Raw genomic sequence first — 17,499 nt, forward strand, 5'->3', positions numbered from 1 at the left:
ATGAAGAAAATCACGAAAGCCATTATTCCAGCAGCAGGACTCGGGACACGTTTCTTGCCTGCGACAAAAGCAATGCCAAAAGAGATGTTACCGATTCTCGATAAACCGACGATCCAGTATATCGTCGAAGAAGCGGCAAAAGCCGGCATCGAAGATATCATCATCGTCACAGGTAAACACAAACGGGCCATCGAAGATCATTTCGATAACCAAAAAGAACTCGAGATCACGCTCGAGAACTCTGGGAAAACGGAATTACTCGAGAAGGTTCAATTCTCGACGAACCTTGCGAACATCTTCTATGTCCGCCAAAAAGAACAAAAAGGTCTCGGTCACGCCATTTTGACGGCAAAACAATTCATCGGGAACGAACCGTTCGCAGTCTTACTCGGGGACGATATCGTCGAGTCGGATGATCCGGCAATCAAACAATTGATGGATGTCTACGAGCAGACGGAAAAATCAGTCATCGGTGTACAAGAAGTCCGTCCCGAAGATACGCATCGTTACGGCATCATCGATCCTGTTTCACAAAACGGACGACTGTATGACGTGAAGAAATTCGTCGAAAAACCGGCTCCGGGCACAGCACCATCGAACCTCGCGATCATGGGACGTTACGTGCTGACACCGGATATCTTTGATTATCTAGCGAATCAAGGAGAAGGGGCAGGCGGTGAGATTCAATTAACGGATGCGATTGAGCGATTGAATGCGGATAGCCAAGTCTATGCGTATGATTTCGAGGGTAACCGTTATGACGTCGGAGAGAAACTCGGTTTCGTCAAGACGACGATCGAATATGCGTTGAAAGATGCAGAGATGCGTGACGAGCTGAAAGCTTTCATCAAGACACTAGACATTTAACATGATGGACCACTCTGACATGATTCAGAGTGGTTTTTTTGTAATTCATGAAACCAATCCGTCTAGTCGAAACGTAGAAAAAGGAGAAGAGAGGTGCTACATATGTTAACGTGGCTCGGTATGAGGACTGATAAAAAAGTAGGACGACAATTTTTCACAGGTGTCGAAAAGAAAACAATTTTCCTAATCTTGCTTCTATCGCTTGTGATCTTGAAGGGTGTGAAGTGGGGAATGACAGCACTCATCCCAACGGCATTTTTCAGTGATCCGATCGTTTCCGTTTTACCAGGCGTGCTTGGCGTCCTAACAGCAGTCGTTTTCGTGCTTTTGGTAGAGCGCTCCCTGCAGGATAAGTCGAGTGAAAAGTAAGAGATACACGAAGACCACCTGAAGTTTGTCGATTCAGATTGAAGACAATGTGCAATTTTTCTCTAATTGAGAAAGATTGCGCTTTTTCGTTTATCTCGAATCATTTTCCAGGGTCAAGCTTCTCGCGGCTGCTCCTGCTTGTTTTTCTCTAGAAGGCGATTTTGAGCGAAAAAAACTTTTGTGATACCTTTTCTCAATTCATCCAAATCAAACGAGAAATTGTTGATTTCGTTCCATAAATTGTTAGGTAGAACGTAATTGTTTCCTCGTTGAAAATAGGATAAAACCTTTTTTAAGTTGAATTGGTAAAAAATAAATGTAATTATATAAATATAGTAAAATTGAAATGTTTTACTTCTATAAAAGTAAAATAAAGTATGGAGAATTGAGAGGTGATACAGAAAGATGAAAAATCAAATTTTAGAAAGTGTTTTCGCAGCAATGTTTTTTCTTATTTTTCTAATGTTTTTTGAAGGAATGCCGAAGTCGACTGATACATGGGTCGAATATGGAATAAAGTCTGTGGCAATTGCTGTCATTTTCCTAATAACGGAAGGTATTTTTTCTAAAAAATCTCTCAAAAAAAACACATCAAATCAATAATGTATTCAATTGTTCTATTGCTGAGTACACGATAGAAGAAAGCCCACATGTGCTTCATAATGTGGGCTTTCTTCCATACAAAGTGATCAAGTGAAATATATTACGATATGATGAATCCATTATTTTCACGATGTTTATCTATGCTCTGATCATGATTATTTTTCTTTTAATTCTAACGATCTCCCTAAAATCAATAAATGTCATGAGTGACGAACTGAACTTGGTACAAAAGACATCAGATGTTCAAAGGCGTTTTTGCGCATGACAACTGATTGTTGTTGTAAAATGAGGATAACGACGGAACAGGTGAGGGGCGAACGGTCATGACGAAACGATCCATTCAAGATGCTGCTTTTTTGGGCAAACGAAAACAAGTAATGCGCTGCATCGAACGTGGTGACGATCTGAACGAACTGGATGAAGAAGGATTTGCAGCACTTCACTGGGCGATTCAGGAAGGGTACCTACGGATCGTCGAATTGTTGCTCGATCACGGTGCGGATGTCAACCTTCCCAATCAGGACGGGATGTCACCGTTGCATATTGCGCTTTATGATCAAAAGACCGACATTGCGTTACTTTTGATCAAGCGAGGCGCTCATCTTGATTTAGATGAACACGGATTCTCAGCGCTTCATTTAGTAGCGGGCCGGGGCGGCAATAAAAAAGTCTTACGGAAACTAGCGCAGAACGTCGAGTTGTTACATCAACGGACCGATGACGGGGAAGGTGTGACACCGCTACATTATGCGGCGCAGGAAGGTAAGTCGAAAAAAGTCCAGCTATTACTGGAGGCAGGAGCAGAAGTCGATGCTGTCGGACTAGACGGATTCACACCGCTGTATCTCGCAGTCGGAAATAATCATCCGAAAGCGGTCAAAGTGCTTCTAAAGGCAGGAGCTGACATCGAAGCGGAAAACGTCGCGGATGGCGATACGGCAGTCCTCGCATTAGCGAGTGCTTACGGCTATGAACGGGTCGTCCGGTTATTACTCTCTTATGGAGCCGATCCACTGCATCGAAATGAAGATGGACGGACAGCGCGTGATGCGGCACTTGATAACGAACACCATCAGATTGCGGAGATCTTGCGCCAAAAAGAGATTGATGCGTTATCTGAGGAAGAGAATAACTGAACGGTGGACGACAAGACAGGAAACATCTGCGGATGCTTCCTGTTTTTAATTTATAAAGGATTTTCAAATTGCTTTGTCAAAATAGAGATAAGAGAACACTTATTCGTCATTGAAAGGAAGGTCGCATCATGAACGCAATCGATTGGACGGTATGAAATTTAAACGAAGTGAGAAGAAGAAGCATCAAAGTCTGGCAGTCGATTCCTGAAGATAAATTGAACTGGAAACCGGATGAGAACGCCATGACGTGTTTTGAGATGATCCGTCATGTGTTAGACAGCGAGTATTATTATTTCTTAGCGTTACAGAATCGAGGCAGTCTACCGTCGTATGAGTCCCCGTTTGAAGGGCGCGACTTCGTATCAGTGCAAGCTGAACTAGACTTTGCGGCAGTCTATCATGAGGAATTCATGGCATATGTCGAGCAACTACCGGAATCAGATTTGGCGACCGTTCAGATTGATCGTTCCGAATCAGGTTATGTGCGTTCGCTCGGTGATATGTTGTTACGAATTGCTTATCACGAAGCAGTTCATACAGGACAGTTACTCGATTACTTAAGAACAGCAGATGTTGAGCGGGTACGAGTTTGGGACTAAGGTAATTTAATGAGAAAAAGTGTTAGTAGTATGAGCTGCTAATGAAATCCGTCAGGTAGGGGGTAAAAATTTTGAAAATACGTTTAGTAACATCCAAAGACATGATGGCAGTAGCAAAGATTTACGTTGATACGTGGAGGACGACATACACCGGTTTAGTGCCCGATGCATATTTAGAACAACTCACTGTTCAACAAGCTGAACAAAAATGGATACGGTTTTTGAAAGATTCCTCACAAGATACATTCCTATATGTGGTATTGAATGAAAAGGGAATTATAATCGGATTCGCAGCAGCTCAAATTCATGCTAATGCTGGAGTACGGAAAGGAGAGTTGTCTGCCCTCTATATATTACCCGAAGCACACGGTTTAGGAATCGGCAAAAAGTTGATGGAGACTGTCAGCGTGCATTTCCTGAAAGCAGAGGTCTCCTCGATGATGGTTTGGGTAATGAAAAAGAATGAGCCAGGGCGTGCATTTTACAAACGACTCGGCGGCAAATACATAGGTCATCGTCAGAGTAGTTTTGGGAATGTCACTGTTAAAGATGAAGCATATGAATGGCTGGATGTCGCTATGCTTATCCATCATCAGAATTAAAAACAAGGAGGAAGTACGATGCATCTGTACTTCTTCCTTGTATGAATCACAGACTCCATTTCATTAGTAATCCTGCTTGTGTCAAACCGCCACCGAACCCATATAACAGGAGCATATCTCCCGCTTTGATTTTCCCCTCAGATATACCTTTATCTAAAGATAAGGGGATGGTCGCTGAAGAAGTGTTGCCATAATTGACTAGGCTGAAAAGCGTTTTATCAAAGGGAACCCCACTTTTATCGCAGATTGATTGAATCATGCGAAGGTTTGCACTATGTGGAATGAACCAATCGATTTGATCTAAAGTCATCGATGCTTGAGCCAGTACATATTTCATCCCATGAGGAACCGTGCTGACTGCCCATTTGTATACTTCTCGTCCATTTTGAACGATTTTGTTATTGTGAATAATAGGATTTTCGAACAATTGATTTGACAGGTTTGAGCAGTATAGACTCGATCCTTTTTCTCCTTCCGAGTTCAAGTAGAAGGAAATAAAGTCAGACTGGACTTCATCACGTTCCACAAGAACAGCTCCACTACCGTCTCCAAATAAAATGCATGTGTTTCGATCCGCGTAGTCAGTAATTTTAGAAAGTGTTTCTGCACCGATAACGAGAATTTTTTTATGAAGACCAGATGAAATTAATCCGTTCGCCAAGTGTAATCCGTATGTAAATCCCGCACAAGCAGCGTTCAGGTCAATTGTACCGGCATGTTTGATACCGAGTTTTGCTTGAACCAATGATGCGGTACTTGGTGTCTTAAAATCGGGTGACATCGTACAAATGATGATCATATCGACATCTTGAAATTCTTTATTGTAACGCAGTTTTAAATTCATGGCCGCTTGATATGCAAGATCACTTGTCGATTCAGTCTGAGCCGCGATTCTTCGTTCTTTGATGCCTGTTCGTTGAACTATCCATTCATCATTTGTTTCTACTAGTTTCTCTAAATCATGGTTCGTCATGATTTGATTTGGAACGTAAGAGCCGATTGCTGTAATTCGGGCAAAAGATGCATTCAAGAATTGTTCCTCCTTGTAAAAAATATTTCTATAAAATTTAAAACTAGATATTAGTACTAGGTACTAATATAAATGTGATTTTGTTTAAATACAAGCAATATAACTGACAAGATTTTTTGTTAAATCAAATAGTTTAAAAAATAGAGTGGTTTCTAGCGAATGCAATAAAGGAGGAATAAGTCATGATCGGAATCAGCATCGCCACCACATGGGAGTTTGACGCGACACTTGCGTATTTTCATGTCTCGCCTGAGGAAAGAATCACCTATCCATATGGTGAATACTTCACGCGTGAGATAAACGGGAAGACACTTCTGTTTTACAGCACGGGCGTTCGAAAAGTAAACGGTATCGGAGCGAATCAATATATGATCCTCCGTTTCTCATTGACGAAGGTCATCGTTGCCGGAACGTGTGCCGGGATTGACTCGAGGTACGACGTACTTGACATCATCGTTCCGGATCGTGCCGTTCAATATGATTGCACGGTCAAAGAGATTGAACCACTGATTAAACCCTCGTTCGTCGTGAATCTCGATGTATCGAAGTATGGCAACGACTTTCATCTCGGAACAATCGGAACGGCAGACCGTGCTGTCGTCATGTGGCGCGACTATATCGAACTGCGGGATAACGGATTGACGATTGCCGATACGGAAGCGGGGGCTATCGCGTACATCTGTCAGAAAAATGCCGTCGAATGTATCGTCATCAAAGGTATCTCCGATTTTCCGACCGAAGAGAAGGAAGAAAATGCTGTCGAAGCAAACGTCGAACAGATGCGGATCTATATCGAGAACACACCAAAAGTCATGCAACGGATTTTTGCCGACTACTTATACCGGTTTCTAACGTAATCTTTCATCAGTGCACTTCTTTTACATATTTTCCAAGTTTCTTGCGGCAATATAGTTCAGTAGCATTGTATTTTTTGAAATATGTTCTATCATAGTGAATGGAAACGTTTTCTTAAAATGGTGAGTACATACCGAACTGTACAAGAAATGCGCTGCAATCGTCAGGATTCGTAGGTGTAGAAGTAGATGGAGGGACATAGAAGCATGCAGGAATGGAAAGTATCTGGTCAACCGGGTCAGAAGCGGATTGATATTGAAAGCCGGTTTCGCCCGGAAATCGAAGGGTTACGCACGGTAGCTGCCTTACTCGTCGCAATCTATCATATTTGGTTCAATCGTGTCTCAGGAGGTGTCGATGTCTTCTTCGTCATCTCGGGTTTTTTGATCACGACATCGATCATCTCGACAATCAACCGGACAGGGGAGTTCAAATTTCTGCCGTACGTGACAAAGTTGCTGAAACGACTCTTGCCATCCGTTTTGTTCATCTTAGGCGTCGTGTTAGTACTAAGCACATTTTTATTACCGGCATCGATTCTCGGGAAAACAATTCGTGAAGTCGTCGCCTCGATGTTCTTTTATCAAAACTGGCAACTCGCCGTCTCAAGTACGGATTACTTAGACGCGACCCAGATGAAGTCACCCGTCGAACATTTTTGGGCACTATCGATCCAGTGGCAGTTTTATATGATTTGGTTCGTCTTGTTCTCGTTCATCTTATGGATGATGAACACGTATCAGATTCGGTCGATTAAAGCCGTCCTGAACGGTCTGCTTGGCTTTTTGTTCGTCACGTCACTCGCGTATTCGATCTACCTGACAGAAGTGAATCAGCCGTGGGCGTATTTCATTACGCCGACGCGGGTCTGGGAATTCGCCTTAGGTAGTCTATTATGTGTGAACTTGTCGGCGATTCGTGTTCCGAAGTGGATAGCTACGATCATCGGCTGGGTCGGTCTGCTTGGCTTGCTGACGACTGGTGTTCTGTTTAATGTCTCGCAAATGTTCCCTGGCTATATCGCACTCTGGCCGATGACGTGCGCCTTGATGATCGTGTTATCAGGAACGCAGGAGACACGATTCGGATTAAAACGATTCCTCGGATCAAAGCCGATGGTCAAACTCGGCGGGATCGCGTTCGGGATTTACCTTTGGCACTGGGTGTTGCTTGAGTTCTATCGCTACAATGTTCAACAAACGCCAGGTCTGCTCGTCGGTACACTGATTATCGTTGCATCGATCGGTTTATCCTACTTGATGACGGAATGGGTTGAAAAACCGATTCGCACTTCGACTGTCAATCGGACAGCGTTCAAGAAGCTAGGTGCGCTGTTGACGGTCAACGTTTTGTTGATTGGATCCTTACTCGGACTCGCTTATCTGGAAGAGCAAGAGCTGAAACAAGCTGTCAGCAAGAATAAGTATCCGGGTGCTTTAGCGATCGAACAGACAATGCCTGTACCGAAGCAAGATCCTTTCCCGTCTTATGCGAACGTCTTCAATGACTTACCGCTCGTCCATACGGATGGTAGCAACCAAGGACTGCAAAAGACGGAAGCGAAAGTCGGTGAATACGGAAAAACGAAGGATTATAAAGCGACGATTGCGCTCGTCGGAAGCTCGCACTCGGAGCAATGGTTCGGTGCATTGCATGAAGCAATCAAAGGAACGGACATCCGTTTACTCAATCTGACGCGGTCAGGAACACGTTTTTCGACCGGCTATGAACCGGATTCCTTAAAAGGGATCTGGAACCAGAACGTCTTGAACTATTTGAAGGATGCCGATGTTGATTTGATCATCTCGCACGTGACTGCAGCGGATGCTTCAAAAGACAGCATTCATCAACAAATGGTCGACCAGATGCAGTTCGTCAAAGACGAGTATGGGATCGACGGTCTAGCACTCCGGGATAATCCACGGTATGACTTCAACGTACTCGAGGCGCTCGAGACGACAAGCATCGCGGATACGACGAAACAGATGAATACGGAACCGAACCAAACGGATGAGGCGTACTGGAAACAGTTCGAAAAAACGAATCAGTCGCTCCATAAGCTGGATTTGACGCGTTACTTCCACGTCAAAGGCGAGTATCGCCCTGTCATCGGCAATGTCGTCATCTATCGTGACAACAGCCATATGACGAATACGTATGCGGAAAGCTTTGCTCCGATGTTCAAGAAAAAGCTAGACGAAGTGCTCGCGGACAAATTAGCGAGTACAACAGCTAACACGAACCAATAGAAATTTAGAGCGTGTCGTGAAGCTTAACGAGGAGGCAATGAAAGAAACCATGGCAAATATTAAGGCAAAGTTTAATCGGTGCTTAAAACTAATCGAAAAATACCCACAAGCTTTCATAGTGGGGAATGGGTCAACGGAAAATGAGATTCTTGAAGTCGAACATCGCCTTCAGGTCACGTTTCCGCCAATGTACAAAGAATTTCTAAAAAAGTTCAGTTATCTGGCTACGCATGATGAAGAGATCTGGGGAATCAGTCCATCAAACAACCAGTTAGATCTTGTATTTAGACTTGAAAAATATAACGAGGAACTCCGTAGCAAATCTCAAAGTGAAGTTCCTTCACATTTAATCGGAATACAAATGGAAGACTTTAGTTCATCGCTCATTTGTCTAGACTTACAAGCCTTGACCTACAATGATCAAGAGGCAAAAGTATGTTTTTACCCAAGTGATGAACCTTATTATTCGGATTCTTTTGTACAAGTATTGTTTGAGGTATGTGATAGTGCTGTGTCGTCTTATTTAGAGGATACAGAGGACGAATCCTCTACTCCAATCAAAAAAGTGAGTGCAATCAAGACGGGACACAAGGATGTTTATTCCGAAGCAAAAGCATTGATCCATGCACATCCGGAGTTATCTGAGTTTGGAGAAGGGTTATCGGATGCTGAAGTCGAGGTGATTGAAAAAGAGTTAAACGTTACCTTACCTGAAAGTTACGTGACATTCATGAAAGAATTCGGAGGGGGTATCTTTGGAGACAACCAGTTTTTTACGATGGTCAATGATGAATTAGTAAAAACGAATCTCGAATTGTATCATCCAACAGAATTTGAGCATGCTCTTTCAAAACATCTAGTGGCTTTTTATTTTGACGACCTTGAGGAATTTTATGCGTGTCTTGATTTCAAAAATATAGTGAATGGTGAGCCTAAAGTAGTGTATCGAGAAGTGAATGTACCGGAAGAAGACTATGATGATCGTGATGCATTCAAATCGTTCTCCGATTTTCTCTACTACATTATTCAAGACACTATTGAGGTCAACAGCTGATATCATCCGATCGACTACGTAAATGCTCGATTTTTCCGTCAAACGAATAAGCAATGTAATGAAACGGCTTGAGTCCAGAATTCAAAAGGACTCAAGCCGTTTTCCTATTCTTAGCATCACTTAACGTATGAACCATGCAGAAGGGCTGAATGAAAACACAGAAACACTCCCTTCAAAATAGACGGTTGAAAGAATGAAACCGTCTGTTTTGAGAGGGAGCGTTTATTCAACAGATTGAAACAATTAAACGGAATAACTGCCGTCCGGTTGCTCACGTAATTCGAGTGCTTCAGTGCGAACTTGTGGATTCGTCCCGAAGTACGCATCGACGACGCGGGAAGCGGCGAAGCCGTCCTCCATCGGACCGTACGTCGCACGGAACGTATCGAGTTGCGCTTGATACATTTTCGTCAGGCGCGGAATGTCCGATAAGGCGTGAAGCAAAGCCACTTCCGTCTCTAGGATTGGTCCCGGAAGATCGTTGTAGTAATCGAGATAGAATCCGCGTAGCGTGTCCCGATAGAGGTCAAGGTCATACGCATAGAACATCATCGGTCGATTCATGTTCGCGAAGTCGAAGAAGACAGAGGAATAGTCCGTGATCAGCAGATCCGTGATTAAATACAATTCCTGAATGTCCGGATAGGCCGTCACGTCAATGAATTGTTCCCGGTGCTGTGCCGGAATCTTCGGTTTTTTTGTGACAAGCACGTGTGTCCGGATCAAGAAGACGTACTCATCGCCTAACGCTTCCGCGACCCGGTCGAAATCAAACGGATAGTCGAAGTAGAACTTCCCTTTGCCAAGCGATTGATGATCGCGGAAGGTCGGTGCATACAAGATGACTTTTTTGCCTTCCGGCAGTTGCAACTGCGTCCGAATCCGCTCGATCGTTGCTTCATCATTCGACGTAAAGAAGAGGTCATTTCGCGGATAACCAGATTCGACGACAGGTCCATCGTACTGGAACGCACTTCTAAAGATGTTCGTCGCGTAAGGACTCGGAGACAAGAGGACGCTCCATTGCGAAATCGAATTCGTCACTCGTTCGACGTAGCCTTCATCCCGTCCATGGATCTCATCTAAGTCAAACAACATCTTCTTCAGCGGTGTGCCGTGCCACGTCTGGATGTACGTCGTCTCTTTCCGCCGCGTCATGTAGTGCGGGAAGTTCTGATTGTTGACCCAGAACTTCGCCGTTGCCATGTAATAGAAGTAGGCGGGAGACAGGCGTTTGACGACTTTTGCATTCGGATCACTCAGATAGAGCTTTTTGTTATAGATCCAGACGACTTTATAGCCGAGTGCTTGGTTCTTCAGTTCTTCGTAAATGTAACGCGGGCTGTCCGCGTAATGTTTACCGAGACCGCTTTCGAAGACGACGAGCTTCGGGTCGACAGGTAAGACGCGTTGCATGAGTCGATATCCTGCCTTCATCGTCGGGAAGTAGAACCGGCTACGACGATAGATCTTAAAGAGGATGTTCGCCGCTTCGTTCGTCTGAATCTTCTCTAAAAGACTCGTCTGTTTCGTATAGTTCGCGATCGTTTGATAGACCTGATCGGAATAGGTCGTATCTGTTTTCGTCAGGAAGACGTCAGCGCGGCGTTTGAATTCGTCATCCATCTCAAAATGACGGCGTGCTGTCGCATCGAGATTCTCGAACAAGTCATCGATCGTCTTTGAGATCCGACCCGGTAATTCGTTCTCGAGATCGAGATACGAACCGAGCGGACCGATGAAGCGTTTCGGATCGAATTGCAGGTAATGGACCGGTCGTTTCAAGAAACTGAAGTCAAAGGCGACACTCGAGTAGTCGGTGACGAGCAAGAGGCTCTCCTTTAACAACCCTTGGACATCACGTTCGCCTTGATGGATGACCGTGATCGGTAAGTTCTCGAAGTGACTCGAGTATTGCTGCATGTTCGGATGCAGGCAAAGGACGATCTCGAGACGATGTTGTTTTGCGTACGCGTGTAGACGCTCACTCGATAGGAACGCTTGGTACTGCTGATAATATTCCGATTCAAAAAACTGAAGTGGCGTCTGTAACCACGAGCGCCATGTCGGAATGACGAGCATCTGACGTTTGACTGGGACGTCGTCGTTCAAGAGGGCATCAAAACGAGACAAACCGGTGATTTTGACCTCTCGCTCAGCGTAGCCCATGTCTTGTGTGACAAGTCGTTTCTCACGCTCGGAACTGACGAGGAACAGATCCGTATCGAAGGCAGCGGCGAATTTCCCGTATTGGTCATTCATGTTCTTCGTTCCGAGAACCCCGTGTTGGATGAAGACACGATCCGCCCGCATCTTCCGTTTGAACGGTTCGGACCGGAGCGGATACAAGTATTCCGCATGATGTGTCCCGATGACCTTTTTCGCCATCAACGAGTGATAGATGTGTTCCTTCGATTTGATCGGCAAGACGTTTCCGAGCGGAGCGACTTGTGCGTATTCGTTCGACGTCGGATCGATGACGTAATAGACCGGTCGCTCCGGATAGGTTTCGCGCATATATTTGAAGAAGTGATATCCGTTGTCCTGCGCTTTATAGGGACGTTCTCCGACGAGCCACGTGTTCTTCTCGGCAAACAGCCGGTAGAGCGGGGCGAACGTCATCAGGTGATTCAGATAGGCGTAATTTTCATTCGTAAACTCGGTCATCTCAAACGAAAGATTCCGGTGACCGACCGTGTAGTACGGAATGATGTGCATTGTCGACGTATCATCTTTCCCTAACGCTTCCGGTGTCAGTTGACGCGTGATGTACCGGGCGCGACCGAGACGGTGTAATTTTGGTTCCGACCGGTGATAGAATTCGAGTGCGACGAAGGCGTCATAAACCCCTTCTTGTAATTGCGCTGCTTGATAGAGTTGTGACCAGTGGATCGTCGCCGTGTAGTGATAACGATACAATCCGAATTTTTTCGCACTCGTCTCATTTTGGTACAACCAATCAATCGGGACCGGGACTTGATTGCCACTTTCCCGGTGCACGAGGAGCAATCGTCCCGTCTTGATGAACGCGTGACGGGTAAAGGCTTTCCCGCTGATGATTGTCGTCGCTTTCGTCTCATTATGGACCGTATCAATCTGAATCTTCGGCTTCATCTGCGGTTCTTTATTCAACAATAGACGGAGATTGCCTTTTAAATCCGTATATAACTGGACGAATTCGTTGGACGTCTCATCCATCAATGGCGCGACCGGCGCGGGAATCTGCGTTTCAAGGAAACGTCCTAACAAAATCTCACGGGTGAAGACGGATGCATCGAGCGTAGCATGACTCGGTAAGCCGTCAGACTCCCATTTGTGTAATTGTTCTGGTGTGAGGTGTTCGACTTTTTTCGTAAACGTCAGCCAGAGTGAAAAACGACCGACTGGATAGGCAGTCTCTTGATCGGCTTCGACAGACTCGATCTCAGCGAGACCATCCTCTTCGACGGTCGGAACATCCGCATCCTGCATCTGTGCAGCATGTTGACTCAGCTGAGAGACGAGCGTATGCGGCAGTTGGAAAGAGAAGCGATGATCGTGCTGTTGGTTCGGCACTTCAAGGACCGTCTCTTGCAAACGATCGCGAATGAGTAACGACGTGATCGTCAGCAACGGATCGTTCAATTGACCGGATAGCGTATAGTCTGTCGGCGAGGACTGAATCTGTAACGACTCTTTTAACGCCGATCGTTTAAGTTTCTTTGGTTTCTTCGGAAGTACAGTGTGCCCGAATTGGAGCACCCGGAGAACAGATTTAAACAGCATGGAATCAAGGGACCTCCTACTAAGTGATATTTTATGAAAGCGTTATCTTCCATTAGCATTCTATCACAATCAATAGCTAAAACATCCCAAATTTTGAAAAACAATACGGACTTTGGTGGATAGACGAAAAAAACCTTCTCACAGAGGAGAAGGTCGATAATGGATTAGTCGAGCTCACTCAAAAGCGTTAGCCAGTTTGTCGTAAAGAGATCATCAGAAAACCGGTCAATCGAGTGCAAGGCGGCTTCTCCCATTTGACGGCGTAGAGCAGGCTGCTCCATCAAGTGGATCGCTGCTGCTGCAAAAGCTGACGTGTCACCGGGTGGAACGATATAACCGGTCGTCCCGTGCGCGATGATTTCACGCGGACCATAACAGATGTCATAGGCGATGACCGGAACACCGTGCCCCATACTCTCAAGGATCGCCATCCCGAACCCTTCGGATTGCGACGTGAAGATCGTCGCGATGGCACCATGATAGGCGTCTTGAATGTTCGTGATGAATCCGTTGAACCGGATTTGTTTCGTCAGTGACAGTTCCTTGATCAAAGCGTGGAGATCCTTTTCGAGCTGATCGTTGTAACCGAAGCCATAAAAATCAAGGAAAGCATTCGGATGCTGGTCGACGATCTTTCGCATGACACGGATACTGGCGGCGACATCCTTTTTAATTTGGATGCGCGAGACGACGATGAACCGATTTGGATCAGGTTCAGGAAGAACCGTATAATCCGCTTCCGGCACCGCACCGACACCGTGTGGAATCGCATGGAACGTCTCCGGATGACCGAACTGATCGGTCATATGTGCTTGTTGCCGAGGGGTTGCCGTGATGACTCGATCCCACTCGTCGATGCGACCGAATAACGTATCCCAGACACCGCTGACCGTTGCCGTCTCGTTGAAGGGGGAGACGAAGTGATTGCTGTGTCCGAAGGCGATCTTTTTGATGTTCGGATGTTTGATATCCAAGATGACTGCATCCAAATTCTTTTTCGATAGGTTGGCAAGACGATCCCGGTATTCTGACGAGATCAGGACCGCCTCATGCTGACCTAACAGCTTATTCAAGACGAACGTATTAAAGGTCGCCGGATCATTGAACTGTTTTTCCTGACCGGCTTCGAAATAAAACAGATGACTCCAGTCCGCTGAATTGATTTTATGCCAAATCGTTAAATAACACGTCCCGTCACTATGGAAGAAGGAGCGAGAGACCGGCTTGTTCGACGTAAACGAATACTGGATCGTCTGCACCAACTGGCCGTTATCTAGGTATTCTTCGCGGCGCAGGCGATGACGATTCTCTGAAAAATAATCGATGAAGCTAAGCTGACCGTTAGTATCAAACCGGGCGTACTGGACGTATGTACCATTGTCGAACAACCGATACGAATCTTTTTCGGCGCGACTCGCATCGAGGAACAACGTATACCGCTTTTCCCAGCGTGGAATCAATTCGGCTTTCGAAGAGACGACGGACCGTTTGTCTGCCTGGCGACGTGCTAAAAAATTAATGACGTTGACGACTTGGATGCGAGGATCAAGCAACCGTGCCTCGACCATCTCTTGACGAATCGTTTCAAGATTCGGTTGAATCCCTAACGTCACGAGCGTCACGTTTCGCTCCGGATCAGCCGCGATGATCGCGTTCGCTCGTTTAATGACTGCTTTTGATAAACCGCCACGCTGGGTCGCTAACGTATTCAATGTAAAAAACAAATCTCGTTTCATAGGGCATCTCCTTATATAGCGCTTACAATTTTAATGAGCGTCATGAAATGTGAATCTCTTTGGTGAACCTTGCCCATACTATAGCATACAATGTTGGAATAATAAGGAACCTAGGGGTGAAATGAAGATGTCCCTAGGCGTATCGTTAAGCTTCATGAATGGGTTGAACGAATGAACGATTGGCTGTGATGTACGTATCCTGAGCCGTTTTCAAGCGTGGGGTGCCTTTGGATGACAGAACGATCTTCTCAATCGAAAGAACCGTATCCGGTATATTTTTCGTTGGTAGTTCGTTTTTAAAGTCACGATCAGCATACTGTTTACATGTCTTCAAAATCCGGACTGTTGTCGGAAGATCAGTCAGGTACGTCTCGTCATCAATCATAGGCGGAAGATGGACGTATTTTTTGTTTGCCGTGACGTAAGCACCATCAGCAGTGACGAGTCGTGGTGTGCCGGCAAGCGTCAACTGAAGATCGGAAATCGCCAGCAATTGTCCGACTTCAAGTGCTGTCTGCTTATGCTCGAATTCCAGATCGTCATACAAGAAAGCCTTCTCGAGTACAACGACTTGCGTCGGTGCATCGATATGATACTTCGTCGCGTCGATTTTCTGTACAGGTGATCTGGATTCCGCTGGATGAAATTCGACTTTAAGTGGCTGATAATGCAGATGCATCCCATTGACACTACTCGGTAACGTCATCCGGACGAGGAACGGATGATAGTCGTCATGGATCAGCATCAATTGGAATGGATGTGAATATCGTTCGAGTGTCTCCGTCGAAATGAATAATTCAGTCCCTTCGATATGGAACGGAACGGCGGTTTCCGTTACTTCATCGTTAGGTGCGATTAAGAGAACTTGATCGACCGAAGCCGTGTCGTCTTTGAGTAATTGCACGACTTCATAGAAGACACCATCAACGAGACGCGTGCCTGCATACGTAGCAAAGAACGGCTCAAGGACAGGTCCGAGATGGTGCAGTGATTCCGGCATTCTATAATAAAGACGGTTCTCCGATACATAGCGCCGGGCTTTATGTTTTTGGACGAGTAGCGTGATGAAGGTGACGAAGCTGTCATAATCTTGTTGCTGCAGCAAAGCGTACTGCTTTTGGAAGATGTCATCGAAAATGAAATCGACTGGATCTGCACCATGACGTTCAAAGATGGTGATCATTTCACCGAATAAATCAAAGAAAGTCTGCTGTTGCGGATGCTCAAGGAACCGTTTGTTGTTGAACAGACGGGATAGGAAATCCATCTCGATCAGACGACTTAAGGTATGAGTCTTGGCGACTGTCGGAATATCCAGTTCAAGCGTTTTCTCAAGCACCTGTAAATTAAAGGTCGTCTTCTCGAAGATGCTCGTCTGTCCGACTAACGAGTCATTCATCGCGAATCGGTTGACGTGATAAACCGGTGCTGGATTCATCGAAGCCGTTTGACATTTGGAGATGGCTTCGAAGAAGAAAAGTTTATCTTCACCGAACTGCATCGGGCTGAACCGGATGTTATGCTCGATCAAGACGGAGCGCTTCAGGATTTTCCCAGGGGGTCCAACCGCGCGAAATACTTTGTCGATTTCATATGGAACAAGCTGATTGGCAGTCGTGAACGATGCGAACCGCCCGACTTTTTGAATCGACGTGTCGGTATGCTTGATCGTTTGACCGAATGCGATATCGGCATCGTTTGAAGCGGCTTGCGCGACGAGTTGAGGGAATCCGACCGGATCGAGGCGATCATCAGCATCTAAGAACGTGACGTATGTACCTGTCGCTTCTTCGATTCCGACGTTTCGCGGATGGGCAGGACTTCCCGTATTTTCGGGGAGTTCGATGATGCGAATGAAATCCATCGTTTGTGCAGCCTTGTGGAGAATCGACAATGATTCGTCCGTCGAACCGTCATCAACGAAAATCGCTTCCATCGTTGAATGATCAAGCGTGAGTGCCTGAATCGACGCGATACAAGTCGAGAGATACGTCGCTTTATTGTATACAGGAATGATGATTGAAACAATTTTTCCCAACAGTAATTCCCACCTTAAACAAAATATTTTAAAAAATACCATTTGAACTGTACCACAAAATGGATGCTCTCAAGCGTAAGAAAGGTGAGAATATACAAAAAAGGACGATGACCCGATCAAAGAAGGGAGTCATCGACCATTTAAACTCGGTCATAAAGGATTGGAGTTACTTGATTCCAACATTCTCAAGGTATTTTTTTTCAGAGGCATCAATTTTACGATTGATTTGTTTTGTGTATATTTTCCGCGCGTAAATGGATCCGTCTTTCTGATAAATGGCTCTTTCTCCTCCAGATGATTGGTCGTAATAGATTTCAATGAGATTTTGATCCTCATAGACGATGACGCCCGTTTCTCCAGAATTTCGCTTTAGTTGTCGATCAACCTGTTGCTGCTTCAAGTATTGATTTTCAGATTTGAAGACTTGATCGATGGCTGCATCATATTTCTGTTTTGCTTTCTCACTCGTCGTATTTCCGTCTTGATCGTAATCGCTACATCCTGCTAGGCAGACGATCGAAAAAAGTAGGAAAGATAAAAGTTTTATTTTCAAGTATGAACACCTCCGAAGTACACGTTTTGTATTACCGATAGTG

General features: G+C 45.3%; 14 protein-coding genes. 9 read left to right on the top strand and 5 right to left on the bottom strand.

Features of this window, described 5'->3' with window-relative positions:
* From galU to KNQ08_RS03445, 6 genes are all read left to right on the top strand, one after another.
* Positions 1-867, top strand: coding sequence for a UTP--glucose-1-phosphate uridylyltransferase GalU (galU, locus tag KNQ08_RS03420; protein ID WP_064300048.1), 867 nt, complete (start codon positions 1-3; stop codon positions 865-867).
* A gap of 93 nt (positions 868-960) precedes the next feature.
* Positions 961-1,236: a hypothetical protein gene (locus KNQ08_RS03425; RefSeq protein ID WP_214804710.1), complete on the top strand. Its 276-nt coding sequence runs from the start codon at positions 961-963 to the stop codon at positions 1,234-1,236.
* 405 nt (positions 1,237-1,641) lie between these two features.
* On the top strand, positions 1,642-1,839 hold the full coding sequence (locus KNQ08_RS03430; RefSeq protein ID WP_029341466.1) for a hypothetical protein: 198 nt from the start codon (positions 1,642-1,644) through the stop codon (positions 1,837-1,839).
* 323 nt (positions 1,840-2,162) lie between these two features.
* The gene (locus KNQ08_RS03435) at positions 2,163-2,975 is read left to right on the top strand and encodes an ankyrin repeat domain-containing protein (RefSeq protein ID WP_064300045.1); all 813 of its coding nucleotides are present in this window, start codon (positions 2,163-2,165) and stop codon (positions 2,973-2,975) included.
* A gap of 167 nt (positions 2,976-3,142) precedes the next feature.
* Entirely contained in the window at positions 3,143-3,574 is a 432-nt protein-coding gene (locus KNQ08_RS03440; protein WP_353049215.1) for a DinB family protein, read from the top strand.
* Positions 3,575-3,645: 71 nt separating this feature from the next.
* Positions 3,646-4,176 carry a GNAT family N-acetyltransferase gene (locus KNQ08_RS03445; RefSeq protein WP_214804712.1) on the top strand — a complete coding sequence of 177 codons (531 nt, stop codon included), beginning with the start codon at positions 3,646-3,648 and terminating at the stop codon, positions 4,174-4,176.
* A 46-nt stretch (positions 4,177-4,222) separates the two neighbouring features.
* Here KNQ08_RS03445 and KNQ08_RS03450 read toward each other — a convergent pair whose 3' ends face one another.
* A complete protein-coding gene (locus KNQ08_RS03450; protein ID WP_214804714.1) occupies positions 4,223-5,206 on the bottom strand; it encodes a ketoacyl-ACP synthase III in 984 nt (327 codons plus the stop codon).
* 182 nt (positions 5,207-5,388) lie between these two features.
* Between KNQ08_RS03450 and KNQ08_RS03455 the strand changes: the two genes are divergently transcribed.
* The 3 genes from KNQ08_RS03455 to KNQ08_RS03465 all read left to right on the top strand — a co-directional run bounded on the left by KNQ08_RS03455 (position 5,389) and on the right by KNQ08_RS03465 (position 9,364).
* A complete protein-coding gene (locus tag KNQ08_RS03455) occupies positions 5,389-6,063 on the top strand; it encodes a 5'-methylthioadenosine/S-adenosylhomocysteine nucleosidase family protein (RefSeq protein ID WP_214804716.1) in 675 nt (224 codons plus the stop codon).
* Positions 6,064-6,267: 204 nt separating this feature from the next.
* Entirely contained in the window at positions 6,268-8,310 is a 2,043-nt protein-coding gene (locus tag KNQ08_RS03460; RefSeq protein WP_149427191.1) for an acyltransferase family protein, read from the top strand.
* A gap of 37 nt (positions 8,311-8,347) precedes the next feature.
* Positions 8,348-9,364, top strand: a complete 1,017-nt coding sequence (locus tag KNQ08_RS03465; RefSeq protein WP_214804718.1) for an SMI1/KNR4 family protein — start codon at positions 8,348-8,350, stop codon at positions 9,362-9,364.
* Positions 9,365-9,607: 243 nt separating this feature from the next.
* Here KNQ08_RS03465 and KNQ08_RS03470 read toward each other — a convergent pair whose 3' ends face one another.
* The 4 genes from KNQ08_RS03470 to KNQ08_RS03485 all read right to left on the bottom strand — a co-directional run bounded on the left by KNQ08_RS03470 (position 9,608) and on the right by KNQ08_RS03485 (position 17,456).
* Positions 9,608-13,129, bottom strand: a complete 3,522-nt coding sequence (locus KNQ08_RS03470; protein WP_214804720.1) for a CDP-glycerol glycerophosphotransferase family protein — start codon at positions 13,127-13,129, stop codon at positions 9,608-9,610.
* Between the two features lie 164 nt (positions 13,130-13,293).
* A complete protein-coding gene (locus tag KNQ08_RS03475) occupies positions 13,294-14,865 on the bottom strand; it encodes a glycosyltransferase (protein WP_214804722.1) in 1,572 nt (523 codons plus the stop codon).
* Positions 14,866-15,010: 145 nt separating this feature from the next.
* Positions 15,011-16,903, bottom strand: coding sequence for a glycosyltransferase family 2 protein (locus KNQ08_RS03480; RefSeq protein WP_214804724.1), 1,893 nt, complete (start codon positions 16,901-16,903; stop codon positions 15,011-15,013).
* A gap of 166 nt (positions 16,904-17,069) precedes the next feature.
* On the bottom strand, positions 17,070-17,456 hold the full coding sequence (locus KNQ08_RS03485) for a hypothetical protein (RefSeq protein ID WP_214804726.1): 387 nt from the start codon (positions 17,454-17,456) through the stop codon (positions 17,070-17,072).
* Positions 17,457-17,499: the final 43 nt, after the last annotated feature.

The sequence above is a fragment of the Exiguobacterium sp. s46 genome, from assembly GCF_018618875.1.
Classification (GTDB): domain Bacteria; phylum Bacillota; class Bacilli; order Exiguobacteriales; family Exiguobacteriaceae; genus Exiguobacterium_A; species Exiguobacterium_A abrahamii.